Genomic DNA, 17,511 nt, shown 5'->3' with positions numbered 1-17,511 from the left:
TATGGAATAAGCAGCCTGTTTTATCGACAACGCATTGTAAAATAAGTCAATTTTTCTGCATTGATAAGTAAGTCAAACGATTTTGAAAAAAATAAATAGGATTAGGCCTGGAATTATAGATGATCAGGACCAGATTGCACTCTTTTAATTGATAAGTCTGGCGCAGAAACCAGAGATGGGGCGGGAATCTGTCTGGTAATGCGCGTTAAAGCAGCCCGGTTCGGCCACGTAACCTGTTACCGGAGTTAATGCTTTTAAGACAAAACCGGATATAACGCTGGATCTGATGGACATATCAGGTGCGGTTCAGGCTATCAGAGACAGGGCTGATAGCCTGAACGCTATGCTGCTTCAGTAACGCGACGGCTGGCCTTCCGGGCGGGTTTTAAAGCGGCGGTGCAGCCACATATATTGCTCAGGCGCGAGCAACACGGTCTCTTCAACCACGCGGTTCATTACCGTTGCCGTATCCAGCTCACTCTCCAGTGAGAACTGATGGCGAATATCCGGCATCAGTTTCAGCTCGTAGCCGCGTCCGTCCGGCAGACGACGCGCCAGGAAAGGCACCACGCTGGGATTAGCCAGGCGAATCAGCATATGGGTTCCGGTCGTTGTGGCGGCCTCTTTGACGGCAAAGAAAGGCGCAAACACGCTGCTGCGCGGGCCGTAATCGTGATCCGGCGCGTACCAGATGATGTCATTATTTTTGAGCGCCCGGATCATGCCTTTGAGATCTTTGCGATCCAGCATACTTTTATTGGAGCGCATCCGGCCCCAGGTCTGCAGCCAGTCGAGCAGTCGGTTATCGTTCGGACGATAAACACCAATACCCGGGTTGTACATGCCAAACACGCGAGCCCCCAGCTCAAGGGTCAGAAAATGCATGCCGATCAGCAGAATTCCGCGCTTCTCTGCCAGCGCCTGCGTCACATTCTCCAGTCCTTCTGGCTTAACCCATTTGCGAATACGCCAGTCGGGCCAGAACCAGGCCATACCGGTTTCAATCAGCCCCATTCCGACCGATTCAAAGTTATGTTTAACCATCGCCTCGCGGTCGCTGGCGGGCATATCAGGAAAGCAGAGCGCCAGATTGCGTCGGGCAACCTCTGTGCGTCGTTTCATAAAACGCATAGCAATACGTCCCAGACTGCAGCCAAATGCATACAAAAGCGGGTAGGGAAGTAAGACCAGCACGTATAAAAATCCAATGCCCAGCCAGGTGAGCCAGTAGCGCGGATGAAGCAGTTCACGGGTAAATTGCGGAAGTTGGGTCATGGAAGAATCAGTATCCTGCGTTCTGTACCAGAGAGTCCGGTTTCTGTTATATAACGCAATTATGCCATTTTTTGTCGTTAACTGTAATCACACCGCGTTCACAGCGGCTGTCAGGCTGGCGTTTGCCGGAATAACAGACAGTTCAGCATAGAGAGCCAGTACAAATGCGTCCCGTCAATTTGGTCCGGGGACTAGGCACAGCTGTGAATTCAGGTATCATGTGCGCCCTGAAATTCTCTCATTGCTAACAGGTGTTCACCATGCCAGTGTTACATAACCTCGTTTCCAATAAAGAGCTGAAAGATCGCATGCTGGCGGAAACCGAGCCGCGTACGACAGTCTCTTTTTATAAATATTTCCAGATCAACGATCCTAAGGCGTTCCGCGATCGCCTCTATATTGCGCTGACAGCGCTCAGCGTATTTGGTCGTGTCTATGTGGCCCGGGAAGGAATTAACGCGCAGATCAGCGTGCCGGCCGGGAAATATGAAGCGATGAAAGCGATGCTGTACGCTTTTGATCCGGCGCTGAATAATCTGCGCATGAATATTGCACTGGATGATGACGGTAAATCATTCTGGGTGCTGCGCCTGAAAGTGCGCGACCGTATTGTTGCCGATGGCATCGACGATGGCACTTTTGATGCCAGCGATGTAGGCAGCTATCTGAAAGCAGCAGACGTGAATGCGATGCTGGACGATCCTGATGCCGTGTTTGTCGACATGCGTAACCACTATGAGTTTGAAGTGGGCCATTTTGACAATGCGCTGGAAGTGCCTGCGGATACTTTCCGCGATCAGCTGCCTATGGCGGTTGATATGCTGCAGGATAAGAAAGATAAAAAAATTGTGATGTACTGCACCGGCGGTATTCGCTGTGAAAAAGCGAGTGCCTGGATGAAGCATAACGGCTTTGATGATGTCTATCACATTGAAGGCGGCATCATTGAATATACGCGTCGTGCGCGCGAGCAGGGGTTACCGGTACGTTTCAAAGGCAAAAATTTTGTCTTTGATGAGCGTATGGGCGAGCGTATTTCTGATGATATCCTTTCCAGCTGCCACCAGTGCGGTACACCGTGCGATAGCCATACTAACTGTGTTAATGATGGCTGCCATCTGCTGTTTATTCAGTGCCCCGCCTGCGCTGAAAAATACCAGAATTGCTGTAGCCCAATCTGCATGGAAGAAGCAAAACTGTCGCCTGAAGAGCAGCGCGCACGGCGTGCCGGACGCGAAAACGGCAATAAGGTGTTTAACAAATCGCGTGGTCTGCTGAATATGACCATGACTATCCCTGCACCCGATAAGTCATAATGGCAGGCGCCGCCTGAGAGAGTCATCTCAGGCGGCTTGCAGCTTACTGACGTACTCCCTCTACAGAGATAATCAGCTCAGCCTTCTGTGAAGCAGGGCCAAGATCCTTGCTGATATTAAACTCTTTCAGGACCACTTCACCGCTGGCTTCAAAACCTGCCCGGTAACCGCCCCAGGGATCTTTCCCTTCACCCATCAGGCGCGCATCCAGCGTAACCGGTTTTGTTACGCCGTTCAGCGTCAGATCGCCGGTGACTTTATAACGCTCGCCCTCTTTTTTAATCTCAGTAGAAGTAAATGTCGCCTGAGGATATTTACTGCTGTTAAGGAAGTCCGCGCTGCGCAGGTGCTTGTCGCGCTCGGCATGGTTAGTATCCAGACTTCCGGTATCGATCGTGACAGTCACTTTATCGGCAGACGGATTAGCCTCATCAAACGTGAATCCGCCGTCGAAATCTTTGAATGTGCCATATAACCAGCTGTAACCGAGGTGCTGAATGCGGAACTGTACAAACGCATGCTGCCCCTCTTTATCAATTTTATACTCTGCGGCGCTGGCGTGGAGGCTGGTGGCAAACAGCGCGGCGGCACTGACGGCCAGAAATGTTTTCCTGATCATGAGACATCCTTTTGAGAGAGTAAACGTGAGCGTAAACCGAGCATGCGCCTGAGCGTCGCGTCCCGATCGATAATATGATGCTTAACCGCACCCAGGGCATGCAGCGCTGAAAGCAGAACCAGGCTCCAGGCCAGCCATAAATGCAGCGTGCCGGCCAGGTCTGCCTGCTGTGGCCCGCCAGCAGCGAGGACAGGCAGGCTAAACCAGCCAAACACAGAGACGGGTTTGCCGTCAGCAGTAGAAATCAGATAGCCGCTAACAAGCAGCAGAAGCAACAGCAGATAAAGCAGGGCATGCGCCCCACGGGCGGTACGGCGTACCGCGACAGAATAGCTGGCAAGTGGGGCCGGTACAGGGGAATGCCAGCGCCAGAGCAGGCGCACCAGCAGCAGGATGAACAGTATTATTCCGACGCTTTTATGAATGTCCGGCGCAGTATGGTACCAGCTGTCATAATAGCCCAGCCCTGTCATCCATAATCCCAGGGCAAACATCGCGTAGAGGGCGACCGCCATACTCCAGTGAATAATAATAGAGAGCAGGCCGAAGCGATCTGCCGTATTGCGCCACATAACGTTTATTCCTGTCCATGAAATAAGTGTTGCAAGCATCCTTAATTTGTTAACTAAAAGCAATGTGCCTTACTTTTCTATAAAAAAAAGCAGGACGTTATCAAAATATTAAAATAGCAGAGCGCTACTGCTTCAGTAATATTGACTAAAAGTTATCAGCGTCCAGGGAATAAATATCATTGCTACACGTGATGAGTCATTAATGCGCATCAGGCGTAAACAAATGTAAAGGGAGGGCTGGCAGTGACGCTGCCAGCCTGAACATTATGAAAAGCGACGCAGAGAAAAGGGCGTAAGATCAAAGCTAAAAGGTTTATCCTGAGCAAATTCGCTGGCGAGTTCTCCCAGAACGCTGGCAAATTTAAAGCCATGACCGCTGAGGCCAGTAATGATTAAGCGGTCAGGGTCATCCGGCAGGGTATCGATGATAAAATCTTCATCGGGAGTGTTGTCATAACTGCACGCTTCGCCGTGCAAACAGACGCCAACGCCAGGCAAAAACTGCCGCAGAAAACCAAATGCTTCGCTGCCATCTGAGGCAATAGCCCCAAAAGGTTTGCGATCCTGCGGGCGCTGCATGACCTGACCTCCATCATGTCGTCCCACTTTAAGCGCGTTATTATCCGCCGGGAATCCGTAAAACTGACTGCCATCCGGCATCTCAACGGCAAAGCCAGGAAACTGATTGTTCTCACTGTAGCGGCCGTCAGCCTGATACCAGGCAAACACTTTGCGTACTGGTGTAACCGGCAGATCGGCTATCAGCTCGCTGAGCCAGGTACCGGCGCTGACCAGCAGCTTGCGCGCGCGATAAATCCCATCAAGCGTGGTGACCTGCTGCAGTTCACCGTCGCGGCCGATATCGCTGACCGGACAATTGAACAGCTGGGCACAGCCAGCCTGTTCAGCCAGTTTAATCCAGCTGCGCACCGCCTCTTCACATTTCAGATAGCCCGACGCCGGCTCAAAGACCCCGATATAGTCATCCGGCACGGTAAACTGTGGCCAGCGCTGTCGTACCTCATCTGCCTGCAGCAGCTGAACATCCAGCTGCCAGGTTTTTGCGCTGTGAATAACATTCTGAATAAAGGGTGAGTTAACGGGTGCGAGGTTGAGGATACCGCTGCGATGCATGATACGCTCGCCGCTCTGCTGTTCCAGCGCATCCCACAGCGACTGGGCCCGCAATATCAGCGGCACATAACGCTCTCCTTCACCATAGGCATGGCGAATCAGTCGGGTCTCTCCGTGGTGTGTTCCCTGCTGGTGAGGGGGATGAGCGCTGTCGATCATTAGCACTGATAAGCCAGCCTGCGTAGCGTAGAAACCCGCAGCGGCCCCGACTGAACCACTGCCCACGATAATCAGATCGTAAACCATGACACGAACACTCCTGCAAAACGGCGAAATTTTTCAACAGCATACCAAAAGCGGGAGCGATATGAAAAAGGCACCCGACGGGTGCCTTTTTCGCGCAACAGGAACAATCAGTGCTTGCGACTATCGCGCAGGTTTTGCTCAGTAGATTCTATTTTAGCGATGCCAGCTTCCAGTATAGAAATAAACTGTCTGGCAACGTCAGTGGTTAACCAGTAGGTCAAACCGACGTCAGCTTCTTCTTCTTTTTGATCCTGCGAGGAGAGCGAGTGCAGGCGTATCATCATGGCGTCATAGCTGTCTACGGTGCTGATGTCCCATCCAATCAGGGGATGAGTCTGGATGACGTCTTTATTACTGTCCATTATAACCTCCTTATTACTCGTTAAACGAAGTGCTTCTTGAGGTTCAATGCGGCTGCTACATGCACTAGCGAGCTAATTATAACATGAAATAGCGGTCAGACAGGCGAACAGTATGGAAATGCAGCTATATAACTGCGAAAAGCACCAGAAAATGCTGTAAAAGCGCCGTCAGACGACGGTTTTACTTATTATGACTGATGCAGCCGGTCCGGCACGTTATCTGTTTTATCGGCAAAAATGGCCGAAACTTTAGCGTAACATGCCGGACGCTGTCCTGTTATATCAGGGCTGTGCTTCAGCAGAAAGCGGAACTGTGCGCTGCCGGAGTGTTTCCGCCAGGCGGAAGAATTGCTGCTGCAGCGACGCATCGTGTTGCTGGTTTTGTGCTTCAAGCGTCAGGTTCTGTGCAAGTTGCTGGACAGCGGACGCGTCAAGCGAGAGCGTCAGGCTGGTAAAGGCGCTTTCAAGTACGGTTAAACGGCGCTGCTGCTCGCCAATGAGCGCCAGCAGTTCGCCAAAGGTCATCGCCTCTTCGGGTTTATCTGTGATCATCTGTCAAACACCTCCTGTAAGCATGGCGAGGCAAGAATAGGGGATCGGTAAACCTGAGTCTAGATGGCGGCTGTTTTTCTGGCGAGGGAAAATGAAACAAAAAAAGCCGGGGCGAAACCCGGCAAAAACGGCACATTGGCGGTTAATCGTGCGTAAACCAGTCGTCGGCGCTTTCCCAGGTTTCCTGTAAAATATCGGTAATGCGATCGCGCGAGGTTTTACAGCCGCCGGTTACGCTCAGCTGGTTACCGGTGGCATAACGCACATTAACGTGATGTTCGCCCTCCGGGAAATCCTGCGCAATACGACGTGAAAGCTCTGCGCCAAGCGCATCCAGGGCACCTGCAGGCAGCGGGCGATTTTTCGCTACGGTAATATCGATACGCATAGACGCCTCCGGTTTAATATACTGGTTATTTGTACAGTATAGTCATGCCGAAGGCAAGCAGTAATCGCTTATTCTTTGATGCGCCAGTTAAGCGTTTCACCCGCGAGGAAGGGCACCAGCGTATCGTCGCCTGCGGTGACGCTTTCAGCAACCTGCCAGGGCTCGCGGACCAGCGTCAGCGTTTCCTCGTTAAGCGGCAGTCCATAAAAATTCGGACCATTTTCTGAGCAGAACGCTTCAAAGTGATCCAGTGCGTTGAGCTCTTCAAACACGGTAAGGTAAGCGGGCAGAGAGGTCGGCGCATTGAAGACGCCTGCACAGCCGCAGCTTGCTTCTTTGGCATGCCGCAGATGGGGCGCAGTATCCGTGCCGAGAAAAACGCGCGGATGGCCGCTGGCTACCAGCTGACGCAGCGCCTGCTGATGCGTATTGCGCTTCAGAACAGGCAGGCAGTAGAGGTGAGGCCGGATCCCGCCCACCAGCATATGGTTACGGTTAAACATCAGATGCTGCGGGGTGATGGTGGCTGCCAGCAGCGCGTTACCGTCAGCCACATAGTCAGCCGCCTCTTTTGTGGTGATGTGCTCCATGACCACTTTCAGGCCGGAAAACTGCTGGCGCAGCGGATGCAGCACGGTTTCAATAAAGCGCGCTTCGCGATCAAAAATATCAATGTGGGAATCAGTGACTTCGCCATGCACCAGCATCGGCATGCCTATCTCCTGCATGCGTTCCAGCACGCTGGCAATCGCTGCGGTATTTGTTACGCCGTGGCTTGAGTTAGTGGTGGCATGTGCCGGATAGAGCTTAGCAGCCGTAAATACGCCGGCGCGAAAACCCGCTTCAATTTCATCCGGATCGAGTGAATCGGTCAGATAGCAGGTCATCAGTGGCGTAAAGTTGTGCGCGGCGGGCAGGGCGGCAAGAATGCGCGCGCGATATGCGCTGGCCGCCGCCACGCTGGTAACCGGCGGCACCAGATTAGGCATGACAATTGCCCGGCCATTTACAGCGCTGGTATAGGGCAGAACGCTTTCAAGCATCACGCCGTCGCGCAGGTGAATATGCCAGTCATCAGGGCGGCGAATAGTGATGTGCTGTGGTTGAGAGGTCATGGTCAGGCTCCGGCTTAAGTGAAAACAGAATGGCGCATTCAGGCCGGGGCGATATCTTAAGCGGGCAGGCAACCGTTTGCACGGCTTTTTATCGCCGGAGAGCGGTGATGCAGGCGGCCAGGCAAACGCTGGCCGCATGGGATTACATCAGTCGGTAAAAGGGATCACCAGCTGGCCCGGTTTGACTTCCAGTCCTTTCGCCAGCTTTTTCGCCAGCGCTTCGCCTTTGCTGCGGTCCGCGCTCAGCAGATAGGCCGGACGCTCGTTGAAATAGTGCTGCAGAGACTGATTAAGATAGGGCGTCAGTGTTTTTACAATCGACGCCATTTTTTCCGGCACCACCTGTGCATCAACAATCGAGAGGTTGTGCAGGTAGATAGCACCTTCCTGCGCGTTATAAACCGGCTGCGCCTTCATTTTCAGCAGCATCTCAGCCTGCTGCGGACCAAACAGTGAGGTCACATCAATTTTCGCTTTACCGGAAAGGGTTACGCGATCGGGTTCTTCACGCCCGATTTCGCTGCTGAGATCGCTAAGCACGATATGCGCATTGATAAGGCCGGAGACGCCAATCTCTTTTTCAAAATTGTTGCGCTTTTGCAGCGCCTGATTCACTTCCTGTTCCGTGATGGTGTATTGCGTCAGCTGATTACAGCCGCTGAGCAGCAGCATGCCAAGCAGCGCCGCGATTCCACAGAATTTCTTTTTCATTGGATCCTCATTCCGGTGTGGCAAACAGCGCTAAGCCTGCCTGAATCGGCGCGAGGTGTCATCAGATAAGATGAGAAACCCGGGGCCGGGTTTCTCTCTGTTTAGCATTCAGGCGGCAATAGAAGAGAGCAGATTGACCTGCGTCTGTTTCGCCATGTTATCGCGGTAATCGGTGACACGGCTTGGCCAGTCGATGCCTGATACCAGCGTCAGCGAGCGCAGCAGCGGGAACAGGTGAATATCATCCTCTGAGAGCTCACCGTTAACGGCGTTGGGCTTCACGATCAGCCGATCCAGCTGGCGCAGATCGTCACTGATCTTTTTGATCAGGCCGGGGGCATGCTTGCGCAGCTCGGTGAAATCACCAAGGCTTGCCTCTTTTTTGTCGTGAAAATAGCGTCGCGCCTCCGGAGTGGCAAATTCGGCAAACGCGGCGTCGGCGATACGGGGAATTAAAAGCTTGTTGATATAGCTGTTGACGTGGCGCAGCCAGTCAGAGATGGCCGGATTAGTTTTGCCGGTCAGCAGCGGTTCGCCATCCTGCCTGTCTACCCAGTGCACAATCTCCATACTCTCCGGCATGGCGCTGCCGTCTGCTTTTTGTAATACCGGTGCCATTTTCTGGCCAATCAGTTTTACCGGCGTCGCTTCGTCATCATTCAGCATAACCACCAGTTCTATCGGCAGATTCTTTAAGCCGAAAATCATGCGCGCTTTTACGCAGAAGGGGCAGTGATCGTAGATGTAAAGTTTCATCCCGTTTCTCCTGTGGTTTTCCGGGTGAGGTATTCACCCTTTTTCCGATCCTGCCGGAAGTATGGAAGAGAACCGTGGAAGGGGCAAACCACGCGCTTATTCAGCAACGTTGTGTCGCAGCCTGCGGGGCGGTTATAGTGAAGAAAATGTCAGCGGCATTCCGCGCTCTTTCGCTAAGGATTTCAGGAGATTTGATGTTTGGCTATCGCTCTGCAGGCCCGCGCGTGCGGCTTACAACCGATCGTCTGGTGGTGCGTCTGGTGCATGAACGCGACGCCTGGCGGCTGGCAGACTATTACGCGGAAAACCGCGCGTTTCTCAAGCCGTGGGAGCCGGTGCGCGATGACAGCCACTGCTACCCCTCCGGCTGGCAGGCGCGACTGGGCCTGATTGGCGATCTGCATAAGCAGGGCTCCGCTTTCTATTTTGTGCTGATGGATCCCGATGAACATGAAATCCGCGGCGTGGCAAATTTCAGCAATGTTCTGCGTGGCTCCTTTCACGCCTGCTATCTCGGCTATTCGCTGGGCGAAAAGTGGCAGGGGCAGGGCATGATGTTTGAAGCGCTGCAGTCGGCAATCCGCTATATGCAGCGACAGCAGCGGATGCACCGCATTATGGCTAACTATATGCCCCACAATCAGCGCAGCGGTGACCTGCTGGCGCGTCTCGGTTTTGAGCAGGAAGGCTATGCAAAAAACTATCTGCTCATTGATGGCCGCTGGCAGGATCACGTACTGACCGCGCTGACGTGGCATCCGTGGACGCCGGATAAGCGCACACCCTTTTAAAAGGAAACGGACTTATGAAAATTGCGCTCTCTTCCCAGGCGCTGCGCGTGCTGGGTGCGCTGCTGGAAAAGCAGATCACTACGCCTGAATATTATCCGCTATCGCTGAACGGCGTGGTGGCCGCCTGTAATCAGAAATCGAATCGTGAGCCGGTTATGACGCTCAGCGAAGAGGAGGTGCAGACACAGCTGGATGAGCTGGTTAAAAAGCACCTGGTTACCGCCAGCAGCGGTGCCAGCCAGCGGGTCAGCAAATATGCGCAGCGCTTCTGTAACTCTGCGTTTGGCCATCTGCAACTCAGCGCCGCCGAAGTCGCCGTAATGACGCTGCTGCTGCTGCGCGGAGCACAAACGCCAGGCGAGCTGCGCACCCGCAGCGGCAGGCTGTATGAATTCAGCGATGTCAATGAAGTTGAGCAGACGCTGGAGAGGCTGCTGAGCCGGACGGACGGGCCTGTAGTCGCGAAAATGGCGCGAGAGCCGGGCCGTCGCGAAAGTCGTTACCGGCATCTGCTTGCCGCAGAGGAGGCGACGTTCTCTCCGGCACCTGCCGCCGGCGAAGCGGAACTCAGCGATCGCGTTGCCGTGCTGGAGCAGCAGGTGGCCGAACTACAAATACAGCTGACTCAGCTGCTGGCACAGGAGCATTAAGATGACGCTGCGAATTGGTATTGCCGGGTTAGGCGGGATTGCGCAGAAAGCCTGGCTGCCGGTGCTCTCACAGGCAGATAACTGGCAGCTGGCGGGCGCGTTTTCACCCAACCAGGTTAAGGCGCAGGCGCTATGCGCCCGCTATCGCATTCCCTGTTTTGACCGGCTTGACGCGCTGGCCGCGGCCTGCGATGCCGTGTTTGTACACAGCAGCACCGCCTCGCACTTTGACGTGGTGCAGGCGCTGCTGCTGGCGGGCAAAGATGTCTGCGTGGATAAACCGCTGGCAGAGACGCTGCAGCAGGCGGAAGCGCTGGTTGCACTGGCAGAAAAACGCCAGCGCAAACTCATGGTGGCATTTAACCGGCGCTTTGCCCCGCGTTATCAGCAGCTGAAGCAGGAAATGCCGCGCGCCGCTTCGCTGCGGATCGAAAAGCATCGTATGGATAGCGTCGGGCCGCAGGGAGTGCGCTTTACGCTGCTGGATGATTACCTGCACGTAGTGGATACCGCCCTGTGGCTGGCCGGGGGCAAACTGCAGCCGGGTGAGGGCCATATCCGCACCACCGATGAGGGGGCTCTGCTCTACGCAGAGCACCATTTCAGCGCCGGTGCGCTGCAGATTTCTACCAGTATGCACCGGCGCGCCGGCACGCAGCGGGAGGTGGTCACCGCGGTCTGTGACGGAGATTACTACCAGATTGAGGAGATGCGCGACTGGCAGCAGGAGAACAGCCGCGGGCTGCTGCGCGAGGTGCCGCCTGCGTGGCAGAGTCATCTGACCCAGCGCGGTTTTACCGGTGCGGCGCATCACTTTATCCGCTGTGTGGAAAATCAGACTATGCCTGAAACCAGCGGCGAGCAGGCGCTGGTGGCGCAGCGTATCACGGAAAAACTGATCCGCGAGGTGGAGCGGGAATAACGCCTTGTAACACTCCGTGCTGGTCATTTGCCGCGACCTCAGTAGACTAACGCCGGGCATCGCGGATGCCCGTGCTGTGTGACGCTTTTTCCCGACTTTTCAGGACGCACCCTTCATTATGAATTTGTTAAAATCGCTGGCTGCGGTCAGTTCGATGACCCTGTTTTCCCGCGTGCTGGGCTTTGCCCGCGATGCCATTGTGGCGCGCGTATTTGGCGCCGGGATGGCGACGGATGCGTTTTTTGTGGCGTTTAAACTGCCGAATCTGCTGCGCCGTATTTTTGCCGAAGGCGCGTTCTCGCAGGCGTTTGTCCCGATTCTGGCTGAGTACAAAGCGAAGCAGGGCGAAGAGGCCACCCGGGTTTTTGTGGCGTATGTGTCAGGTTTACTGACGCTGGCGCTGGCTGTGGTCACGGTGCTGGGCATGTTTGCCGCGCCCTGGGTGATTATGCTTACGGCCCCCGGCTTTGCGGATACCGCCGATAAATTTGCACTCACCAGCGCGCTGCTGCGGGTGACTTTTCCCTATATTATGCTGATCTCGCTGGCGTCGCTGGCGGGCGCGATCCTCAACACCTGGAATCGCTTTTCGGTTCCGGCGTTTGCGCCCACGCTGCTGAATATCAGCATGCTCGGCTTTGCGCTGTTTGCCGCGCCGCACTTTAATCCGCCGATTATGGCGCTGGCGTGGGCAGTGGTCGTGGGCGGCGTGCTGCAGCTTGGCTATCAGCTGCCGCACCTGAAAAAGATTGGCATGCTGGTGCTGCCGCGCATCAATCTGCGCGATGCCGGCGTCTGGCGCGTGATGCGCCAGATGGGCCCGGCGATCCTCGGCGTATCGGTGAGCCAGATCTCACTCATCATCAATACCATTTTCGCCTCCTTTCTGGTGTCAGGTTCCGTCTCGTGGATGTACTACGCTGACCGCCTGATGGAGTTTCCCTCCGGCGTGCTGGGCGTGGCGCTGGGGACCATTCTGCTGCCGTCGCTGGCGAAGAGTTTCTCCAGCGGTAATCAGGCCGAGTATTCGCGGCTGATGGACTGGGGATTGCGCCTCTGTTTTCTGCTGGCGCTGCCCTGCGCGGTGGCGCTGGGCATTCTGGCCGGACCGCTGACGATTGCGCTGTTTCAGTACGGAAAATTCACTGCTTTTGATGCGGCAATGACGCAGCGCGCGCTGATCGCCTATTCCGTGGGGCTGATGGGGCTGATTGTGGTCAAGGTGCTGGCGCCAGGTTTCTACTCGCGGCAGGATATTAAAACGCCAGTGAAGATAGCCATAGTCACGCTGATTATGACGCAGCTGATGAATCTGGCGTTTATCGGTCCGCTGAAGCATGCGGGCCTGTCGCTCTCCATTGGGCTGGCAGCCTGCCTGAACGCCGCACTGCTCTACTGGCAGCTGCGCAAACAGAATATTTTCCAGCCGCAGCCGGGCTGGATGGGCTTTTTGTTACGCCTGTTTATCGCGGTTGCGGTCATGGCCGCCGCGCTGCTGGGCATGCTGCAGGTGATGCCTGCCTGGGAAGAGGGCGAGATGGGCTGGCGGCTGGTGCGCCTGGCGGCGGTCTGTGCCGTGGGCGGGGGAGCCTACTTTGTGGTGCTGGGCGCACTGGGATTCCGGCCGCGCGATTTTGCCCGCCGCACCGTTGCCTGAGTGCACATTGCCAGGGCAGCCGGGCTGCCCTGGCCGCTGCGTCAGCCTTTGCTGCGCAGCGTGGCCTGTCCCAGTCCGCGTCCGTCCGGGCCATAAAATGCCTGGGTCTGATGCGGCTTCAGCACCTGCAGCGCATCGCGGGTAAACGCGACCTGATGCTGCAATAACAGTCCGTTATGCTGATTGGCGTCGCGCAGCTGCTGCGTGACGCGCGTAATACTGGCCCAGCTCCGGGCGATATCCTGCTGACCGCGATAGGGCGCCTCTGTACCGAGCGCTTTCTCCGTGCTGTGACGCATTTCATCCAGATAATGTAAGGTTGTCAGCAGCGCGGCTTTATCTTCAGTAATGCGCTGCAGCAGGTTGCCGTTAACCTGACCGGCTGCGAGCTGCTGCTGCTCTTCCTCAATGATCTGAGTCAGTGAAGCCAGTACGTCCTGCATTTTATCCAGGGTGGTCAGCAGATTATCCATCGGGATCAGTTGCCTTCTAAATATTTCCGGGTATCAGCGATTAATGCATCCGCAATTTTGCCGGTATCCATTTTCAGATCGCCATTGCGGATGGCGGTTTTTAACTGCTCAACGCGAGCGGTATTGATATCGTGGCTGCCTGACTCCTTCAGCTGCGCCTTAAGCGAGCTCAGGCTGACTTCGGCACTCTTTTCGCTGGCGGCAGGGGCGGCCGGCGCAGGGTTCTGACGCACTTTGCCTGCGTTGTCACTGGCGTCACGGGGCTGTACCGTGCTGACCGGTTTCAGCGGTTGGGTTTTGTCGATGCTCATGGCTTGGCTCCTGTAAGTACAGTGGGATGCGCCCACTGAATCGGCATAGGGTTATATTTTAGCTGTTATCTCTATCGGCTGAACACCTCTGTTCTTTAGCGCTTTAGAGTGATATCAGAATATTCCCATCCTCGCCGACGCGACCGCTTACCACCTGACCATTTCCCATGCGTACCCGAACCGTCTGTGCCACGCCGGCGTTGCTCAGCGCCCGGCCTTCGCTGCTGGCATTAAAGCCGTCGCCGCTCGCCGTGACCATCACCGACTGGCCGGTTTTAACCCGCCACGGCTGGCGCAGCATTGAGGCCGTAACCGGCTGACCAGGCGGAATATCCCGCAGGGCAATTGCCTCGGCCAGAGGCGTGCCGTCAACCAGCGCGCGGGCTGGCAGCGTATCGAGCCGGCCCGTTTCCGTTCTGAAATCCGCCGCGCTGACAACGGTGCCGCGCGTGAGCTGGTGATTCGCCACCAGATAGTCACCCGTCACCTGTACCTGCACCTGCAGATAGCGACGATTCTGTCCGCAGCTGGCGGCAATGCTCAGATTGCCCCACTGGCGGCTGTTGCCGGGCAGCTGCAGCTGCGGCGTCTCGCAGTCGGGCCACTGCGCGGGCGGTGTACGAACAATCACCACCATGCCAGCGGCGTGCTGCGGATCGCGCGCTTTAAAATAGGATGTCAGCTGCGCATTCAGATCGGCTGCATAGCCTGGCAGCGCCAGCAGCAGTACCGACAGAATCAGCCCATGTGTTGCTCTGCGCATAACGCCTCCTGACTGAAAGTTGCTGATGAGTCTACCCGCTGCAAAAAAAAATCAAGGCTAAAAATAGCTGTGATTTTTGCTGTTATTCAGACGATCGCCCTTGCAATCCTCCGATTAAGCTGTCAGCTCAAAATTTTCATTCGCGGAGGAAGCATGCTCGACAAACTCGATGCCGCACTGCGATTCGGTACCGAAGCGTTAAACCTGCGTGCACAGCGTCAGGAGATTCTGGCGTCAAATATTGCCAATGCGGATACCCCCGGGTATCAGGCGCGCGATATCGACTTTGCCAGCCAGCTGAACAAAGTGATGCAGAACGGACGCGCGCAGGGCAGCGGTCTGGCGCTGAATGTGACCTCATCGCGCCATATTGAAGCACAAACGCAGGCGCAGCCCGCGATGGATCTGCTGTATCGCATTCCCGACCAGCCTGCTGCAGATGGCAACACGGTTGATATGGATCGTGAGCGTACGCAGTTCGCAGATAACAGCCTGAAGTATCAAACCGATCTCACCCTCATCAGCAGCCAGATTAAAGGCATGATGAGCGTACTGCAGGGGCAATAAGCATGGCATTGCTGAATATTTTTGATATCGCCGGCTCGGCGATGACGGCGCAGTCGCAACGGCTTAACGTCAGCGCCAGTAACCTGGCCAACGCCGACAGCGTAACCGGACCGGATGGACAGCCCTACGTGGCAAAGCAGGTGATTTTCCAGACCAATGCCGTCCAGGGCGCGGCTACCGGCGGCGTTAAAGTGGCCGGCGTGGTCAACGACCCAACGCCTGCAAAACTGGTTTATGACCCGGGCAATCCGATGGCCGATCAGAAAGGCTACGTCAAAATGCCCAATGTGGATGTGGTCGCTGAAACGGTCAACACCATGTCTGCGTCGCGCAGCTATCAGGCCAACGTCGAAGTCCTGAATACAGTGAAGTCGATGATGATGAAAACGCTCACCATCGGGCAGTAACGGAGAGACACGATGAGCTTAACCGTAGGCATTAAAGACAATCTCGACCCGACGATCCTGAGTTCCGGCTCGGCCGGCACCGGTAACAGCGCGCAGGAGCTGCAGAATCAGTTTCTGAACATGCTGGTGACGCAGATGCAGAATCAGGACCCTACTAATCCGATGGATAACAGCCAGCTCACCACACAGCTGGCGCAGATCAACACCCTGAGCGGTATTGAGAAGCTGAACACCACGCTGGGATCGATTTCCGGCCAGATCAGCACCAGCCAGTCGCTGCAGAGCTCCACGCTGATCGGGCATGGCGTGATGGTCAAAGGCGATCAGGTTCTGGTTGGCAAAGGCACCACGACGCCGTTTGGCGTGGAGCTGGGCACGGCGTCAACCGGCACCAGCGTGACGGTTAAAGATGCCAACGGCAACGTGGTACGCAACATCGATCTGGGCGGCCTGACCGCAGGGGTACACACCTTCTCCTGGGACGGCAAACTGGATGACGGCAGCGTCGCGCCGGATGGCAAATATTCTGTAGCACTCGCCGCCAGCAATGGCAGCACACAGCTGGTGGCACAACCGCTGAACTACGCCTATGTCAATGGCGTCAGCACCGTGAACAACACCGCGAAACTGGATCTCGGCACCATGGGCTCCGCGACCCTCGATGAAATTCGTCAGATTCTCTGACTAACCCCTTAGCAGGAGAGATTACATGTCTTTTTCACAAGCGGTGAGCGGCCTGGGTGCTGCTTCCAGCAACCTTGATGTCATTGGTAACAACATCGCCAACTCCGCCACGGCGGGCTTTAAGTCAAGCACCATCGCGTTTGCCGATATGTTCGCGGGCTCTAACGTGGGTATGGGTACCAAAGTGGCGGCGGTGATCCAGAACTTCAACGACGGCACCACCACCTCAACCAGCCGCGGGCTGGATGTGGCGCTGAGCGGTAACGGCTTCTTCCGTATGACCGACGCCAGCGGCGGCGTGTTCTATTCACGCAACGGCCAGTTTACGCTGGATGAAAACCGTAACCTGGTGAACACCCAGGGGATGAAGGTCACCGGTTACCCGGCAAACGGCACTCCGCCGACCATTCAGAACGGTGCGAACCCGATTGCGCTGAGCATTCCTACCACGCAGATGTCAGCGCGCGCCACTACCGCGGCGACCCTGGTGTCAAACCTGAACTCAACCGATGCGGTCCCGACCGTCACGCCGTTCGATACCAGCAAAGTGGACAGCTATAACGCCAAAAGCACCGTGACTGTGTATGACTCGCAGGGTAACGATCACGCGCTGGATCTCTACTACGCCAAGAGCGCGGATAATACCTGGGCGGTACACGCGATTGACTCCACCACCGGTAAGGCCGCCGGTGACTTTACGATGACCTTTGACACCAGCGGCAAGCTGACTTCAGCTAACACCATCCGTCTGACCATTGACGGCTCCAACGGCGCGGCAGCAAACCAGCCGATTGATCTGAGCGTACTGGGCAGCCTGCAGCAGAACACCGGCGCGACCAACTTTGGTAACCCGACGCAGGATGGCTATTCGCCTGGCGACCTCACCGGCTACACCATTAACGATGACGGCACCATTAGCGGGACTTACTCCAACCGTAAAACCCAGCTGCTGGGTCAGATCGTGCTGGCGAGCTTCTCTAACCCGGAAGGGCTGAAGTCGGAAGGGGATAACGTCTGGTCAGCCTCAAGTTCATCCGGGCAGGCGGCTATCGGCCTTGCCGGTACCGGTACTTACGGCAATCTGACCTCAGGCGCGCTGGAAGCCTCCAACGTTGATCTGAGTAAAGAGCTGGTGAATATGATCGTGGCGCAGCGTAACTATCAGGCGAACAGCCAGACCATTAAAACCCAGGATCAGATCCTCAACACCCTGGTTAACCTTCGCTAATACGCTAACGGG

22 protein-coding genes are annotated in these 17,511 nt (G+C 55.6%); 9 read left to right on the top strand and 13 right to left on the bottom strand.

Annotation, left to right across the window (positions count from 1 at the left end):
* Nucleotides 1-351: 351 nt before the first annotated feature.
* Nucleotides 352-1,275 (bottom strand): Kdo(2)-lipid IV(A) acyltransferase, encoded by a 924-nt coding sequence (locus B3041_RS10300; RefSeq protein WP_065649625.1) that lies wholly within the window; start codon nt 1,273-1,275, stop codon nt 352-354.
* Between the two features lie 260 nt (nt 1,276-1,535).
* On the opposite strand from B3041_RS10300, the gene B3041_RS10295 reads away from it, so the two are divergent.
* Nucleotides 1,536-2,591, top strand: coding sequence for a rhodanese-related sulfurtransferase (locus B3041_RS10295; RefSeq protein ID WP_065649624.1), 1,056 nt, complete (start codon nt 1,536-1,538; stop codon nt 2,589-2,591).
* A 43-nt stretch (nt 2,592-2,634) separates the two neighbouring features.
* On the opposite strand, the gene B3041_RS10290 is transcribed toward B3041_RS10295, so the two are convergent.
* From B3041_RS10290 to grxB, 9 genes are all read right to left on the bottom strand, one after another.
* On the bottom strand, nt 2,635-3,210 hold the full coding sequence (locus B3041_RS10290) for a YceI family protein (RefSeq protein WP_292972124.1): 576 nt from the start codon (nt 3,208-3,210) through the stop codon (nt 2,635-2,637).
* Entirely contained in the window at nt 3,207-3,782 is a 576-nt protein-coding gene (locus B3041_RS10285) for a cytochrome b (protein ID WP_292972122.1), read from the bottom strand. The genes B3041_RS10290 and B3041_RS10285 overlap by 4 nt, the downstream gene beginning before the upstream one ends.
* 264 nt (nt 3,783-4,046) lie before the next feature.
* On the bottom strand, nt 4,047-5,162 hold the full coding sequence (gene solA / locus B3041_RS10280) for an N-methyl-L-tryptophan oxidase (protein WP_292972120.1): 1,116 nt from the start codon (nt 5,160-5,162) through the stop codon (nt 4,047-4,049).
* Between the two features lie 107 nt (nt 5,163-5,269).
* A complete protein-coding gene (bssS, locus tag B3041_RS10275; protein ID WP_039383762.1) occupies nt 5,270-5,524 on the bottom strand; it encodes a biofilm formation regulator BssS in 255 nt (84 codons plus the stop codon).
* A 282-nt stretch (nt 5,525-5,806) separates the two neighbouring features.
* On the bottom strand, nt 5,807-6,076 hold the full coding sequence (locus tag B3041_RS10270; protein WP_292972115.1) for a hypothetical protein: 270 nt from the start codon (nt 6,074-6,076) through the stop codon (nt 5,807-5,809).
* A 142-nt stretch (nt 6,077-6,218) separates the two neighbouring features.
* Nucleotides 6,219-6,464: a DNA damage-inducible protein I gene (gene dinI / locus B3041_RS10265; RefSeq protein WP_065649619.1), complete on the bottom strand. Its 246-nt coding sequence runs from the start codon at nt 6,462-6,464 to the stop codon at nt 6,219-6,221.
* Between the two features lie 68 nt (nt 6,465-6,532).
* On the bottom strand, nt 6,533-7,579 hold the full coding sequence (gene pyrC, locus B3041_RS10260; RefSeq protein WP_292972111.1) for a dihydroorotase: 1,047 nt from the start codon (nt 7,577-7,579) through the stop codon (nt 6,533-6,535).
* Between the two features lie 147 nt (nt 7,580-7,726).
* A complete protein-coding gene (locus B3041_RS10255; RefSeq protein WP_065649617.1) occupies nt 7,727-8,290 on the bottom strand; it encodes a lipoprotein in 564 nt (187 codons plus the stop codon).
* Nucleotides 8,291-8,398: 108 nt separating this feature from the next.
* Nucleotides 8,399-9,046, bottom strand: coding sequence for a glutaredoxin 2 (gene grxB / locus B3041_RS10250; RefSeq protein WP_292972107.1), 648 nt, complete (start codon nt 9,044-9,046; stop codon nt 8,399-8,401).
* 194 nt (nt 9,047-9,240) lie between these two features.
* On the opposite strand from grxB, the gene rimJ reads away from it, so the two are divergent.
* The 4 genes from rimJ (at nt 9,241) to murJ (ending at nt 13,066) form a co-directional block, all read left to right on the top strand.
* Nucleotides 9,241-9,837: a ribosomal protein S5-alanine N-acetyltransferase gene (rimJ, locus tag B3041_RS10245; RefSeq protein WP_292972104.1), complete on the top strand. Its 597-nt coding sequence runs from the start codon at nt 9,241-9,243 to the stop codon at nt 9,835-9,837.
* 14 nt (nt 9,838-9,851) lie between these two features.
* Complete coding sequence (locus tag B3041_RS10240) at nt 9,852-10,487, top strand: YceH family protein (RefSeq protein ID WP_292972101.1); 636 nt, start codon at nt 9,852-9,854, stop codon at nt 10,485-10,487.
* A 1-nt stretch (nt 10,488) separates the two neighbouring features.
* Complete coding sequence (locus tag B3041_RS10235; protein WP_065649613.1) at nt 10,489-11,409, top strand: Gfo/Idh/MocA family protein; 921 nt, start codon at nt 10,489-10,491, stop codon at nt 11,407-11,409.
* 118 nt (nt 11,410-11,527) lie between these two features.
* A complete protein-coding gene (gene murJ, locus B3041_RS10230; RefSeq protein ID WP_292972098.1) occupies nt 11,528-13,066 on the top strand; it encodes a murein biosynthesis integral membrane protein MurJ in 1,539 nt (512 codons plus the stop codon).
* Between the two features lie 41 nt (nt 13,067-13,107).
* Here murJ and flgN read toward each other — a convergent pair whose 3' ends face one another.
* The 3 genes from flgN to flgA all read right to left on the bottom strand — a co-directional run bounded on the left by flgN (nt 13,108) and on the right by flgA (nt 14,613).
* Nucleotides 13,108-13,539, bottom strand: coding sequence for a flagellar export chaperone FlgN (flgN, locus tag B3041_RS10225; RefSeq protein ID WP_292972095.1), 432 nt, complete (start codon nt 13,537-13,539; stop codon nt 13,108-13,110).
* A gap of 5 nt (nt 13,540-13,544) precedes the next feature.
* Nucleotides 13,545-13,850 (bottom strand): flagellar biosynthesis anti-sigma factor FlgM, encoded by a 306-nt coding sequence (flgM, locus tag B3041_RS10220; protein WP_065649610.1) that lies wholly within the window; start codon nt 13,848-13,850, stop codon nt 13,545-13,547.
* Nucleotides 13,851-13,953: 103 nt separating this feature from the next.
* Nucleotides 13,954-14,613 (bottom strand): flagellar basal body P-ring formation chaperone FlgA, encoded by a 660-nt coding sequence (gene flgA / locus B3041_RS10215; RefSeq protein ID WP_065649609.1) that lies wholly within the window; start codon nt 14,611-14,613, stop codon nt 13,954-13,956.
* A gap of 153 nt (nt 14,614-14,766) precedes the next feature.
* On the opposite strand from flgA, the gene flgB reads away from it, so the two are divergent.
* From flgB to flgE, 4 genes are read left to right on the top strand one after another with little or no spacing between them, the layout of a single operon-like run.
* A complete protein-coding gene (flgB, locus tag B3041_RS10210; protein ID WP_039383791.1) occupies nt 14,767-15,180 on the top strand; it encodes a flagellar basal body rod protein FlgB in 414 nt (137 codons plus the stop codon).
* A gap of 2 nt (nt 15,181-15,182) precedes the next feature.
* Nucleotides 15,183-15,587 carry a flagellar basal body rod protein FlgC gene (gene flgC, locus B3041_RS10205; RefSeq protein ID WP_292972088.1) on the top strand — a complete coding sequence of 135 codons (405 nt, stop codon included), beginning with the start codon at nt 15,183-15,185 and terminating at the stop codon, nt 15,585-15,587.
* A 12-nt stretch (nt 15,588-15,599) separates the two neighbouring features.
* Complete coding sequence (flgD, locus tag B3041_RS10200; RefSeq protein WP_065649608.1) at nt 15,600-16,271, top strand: flagellar hook assembly protein FlgD; 672 nt, start codon at nt 15,600-15,602, stop codon at nt 16,269-16,271.
* Nucleotides 16,272-16,296: 25 nt separating this feature from the next.
* The gene (flgE, locus tag B3041_RS10195; RefSeq protein ID WP_292972083.1) at nt 16,297-17,499 is read left to right on the top strand and encodes a flagellar hook protein FlgE; all 1,203 of its coding nucleotides are present in this window, start codon (nt 16,297-16,299) and stop codon (nt 17,497-17,499) included.
* Nucleotides 17,500-17,511: the final 12 nt, after the last annotated feature.

This window comes from Pantoea sp. UBA4549 (assembly GCF_002387285.1).
Classification (GTDB): domain Bacteria; phylum Pseudomonadota; class Gammaproteobacteria; order Enterobacterales; family Enterobacteriaceae; genus Pantoea; species Pantoea borealis.
Note: the sequence above shows the minus strand (reverse complement) of the source record. Positions and strands in the feature narration are given on the sequence as shown.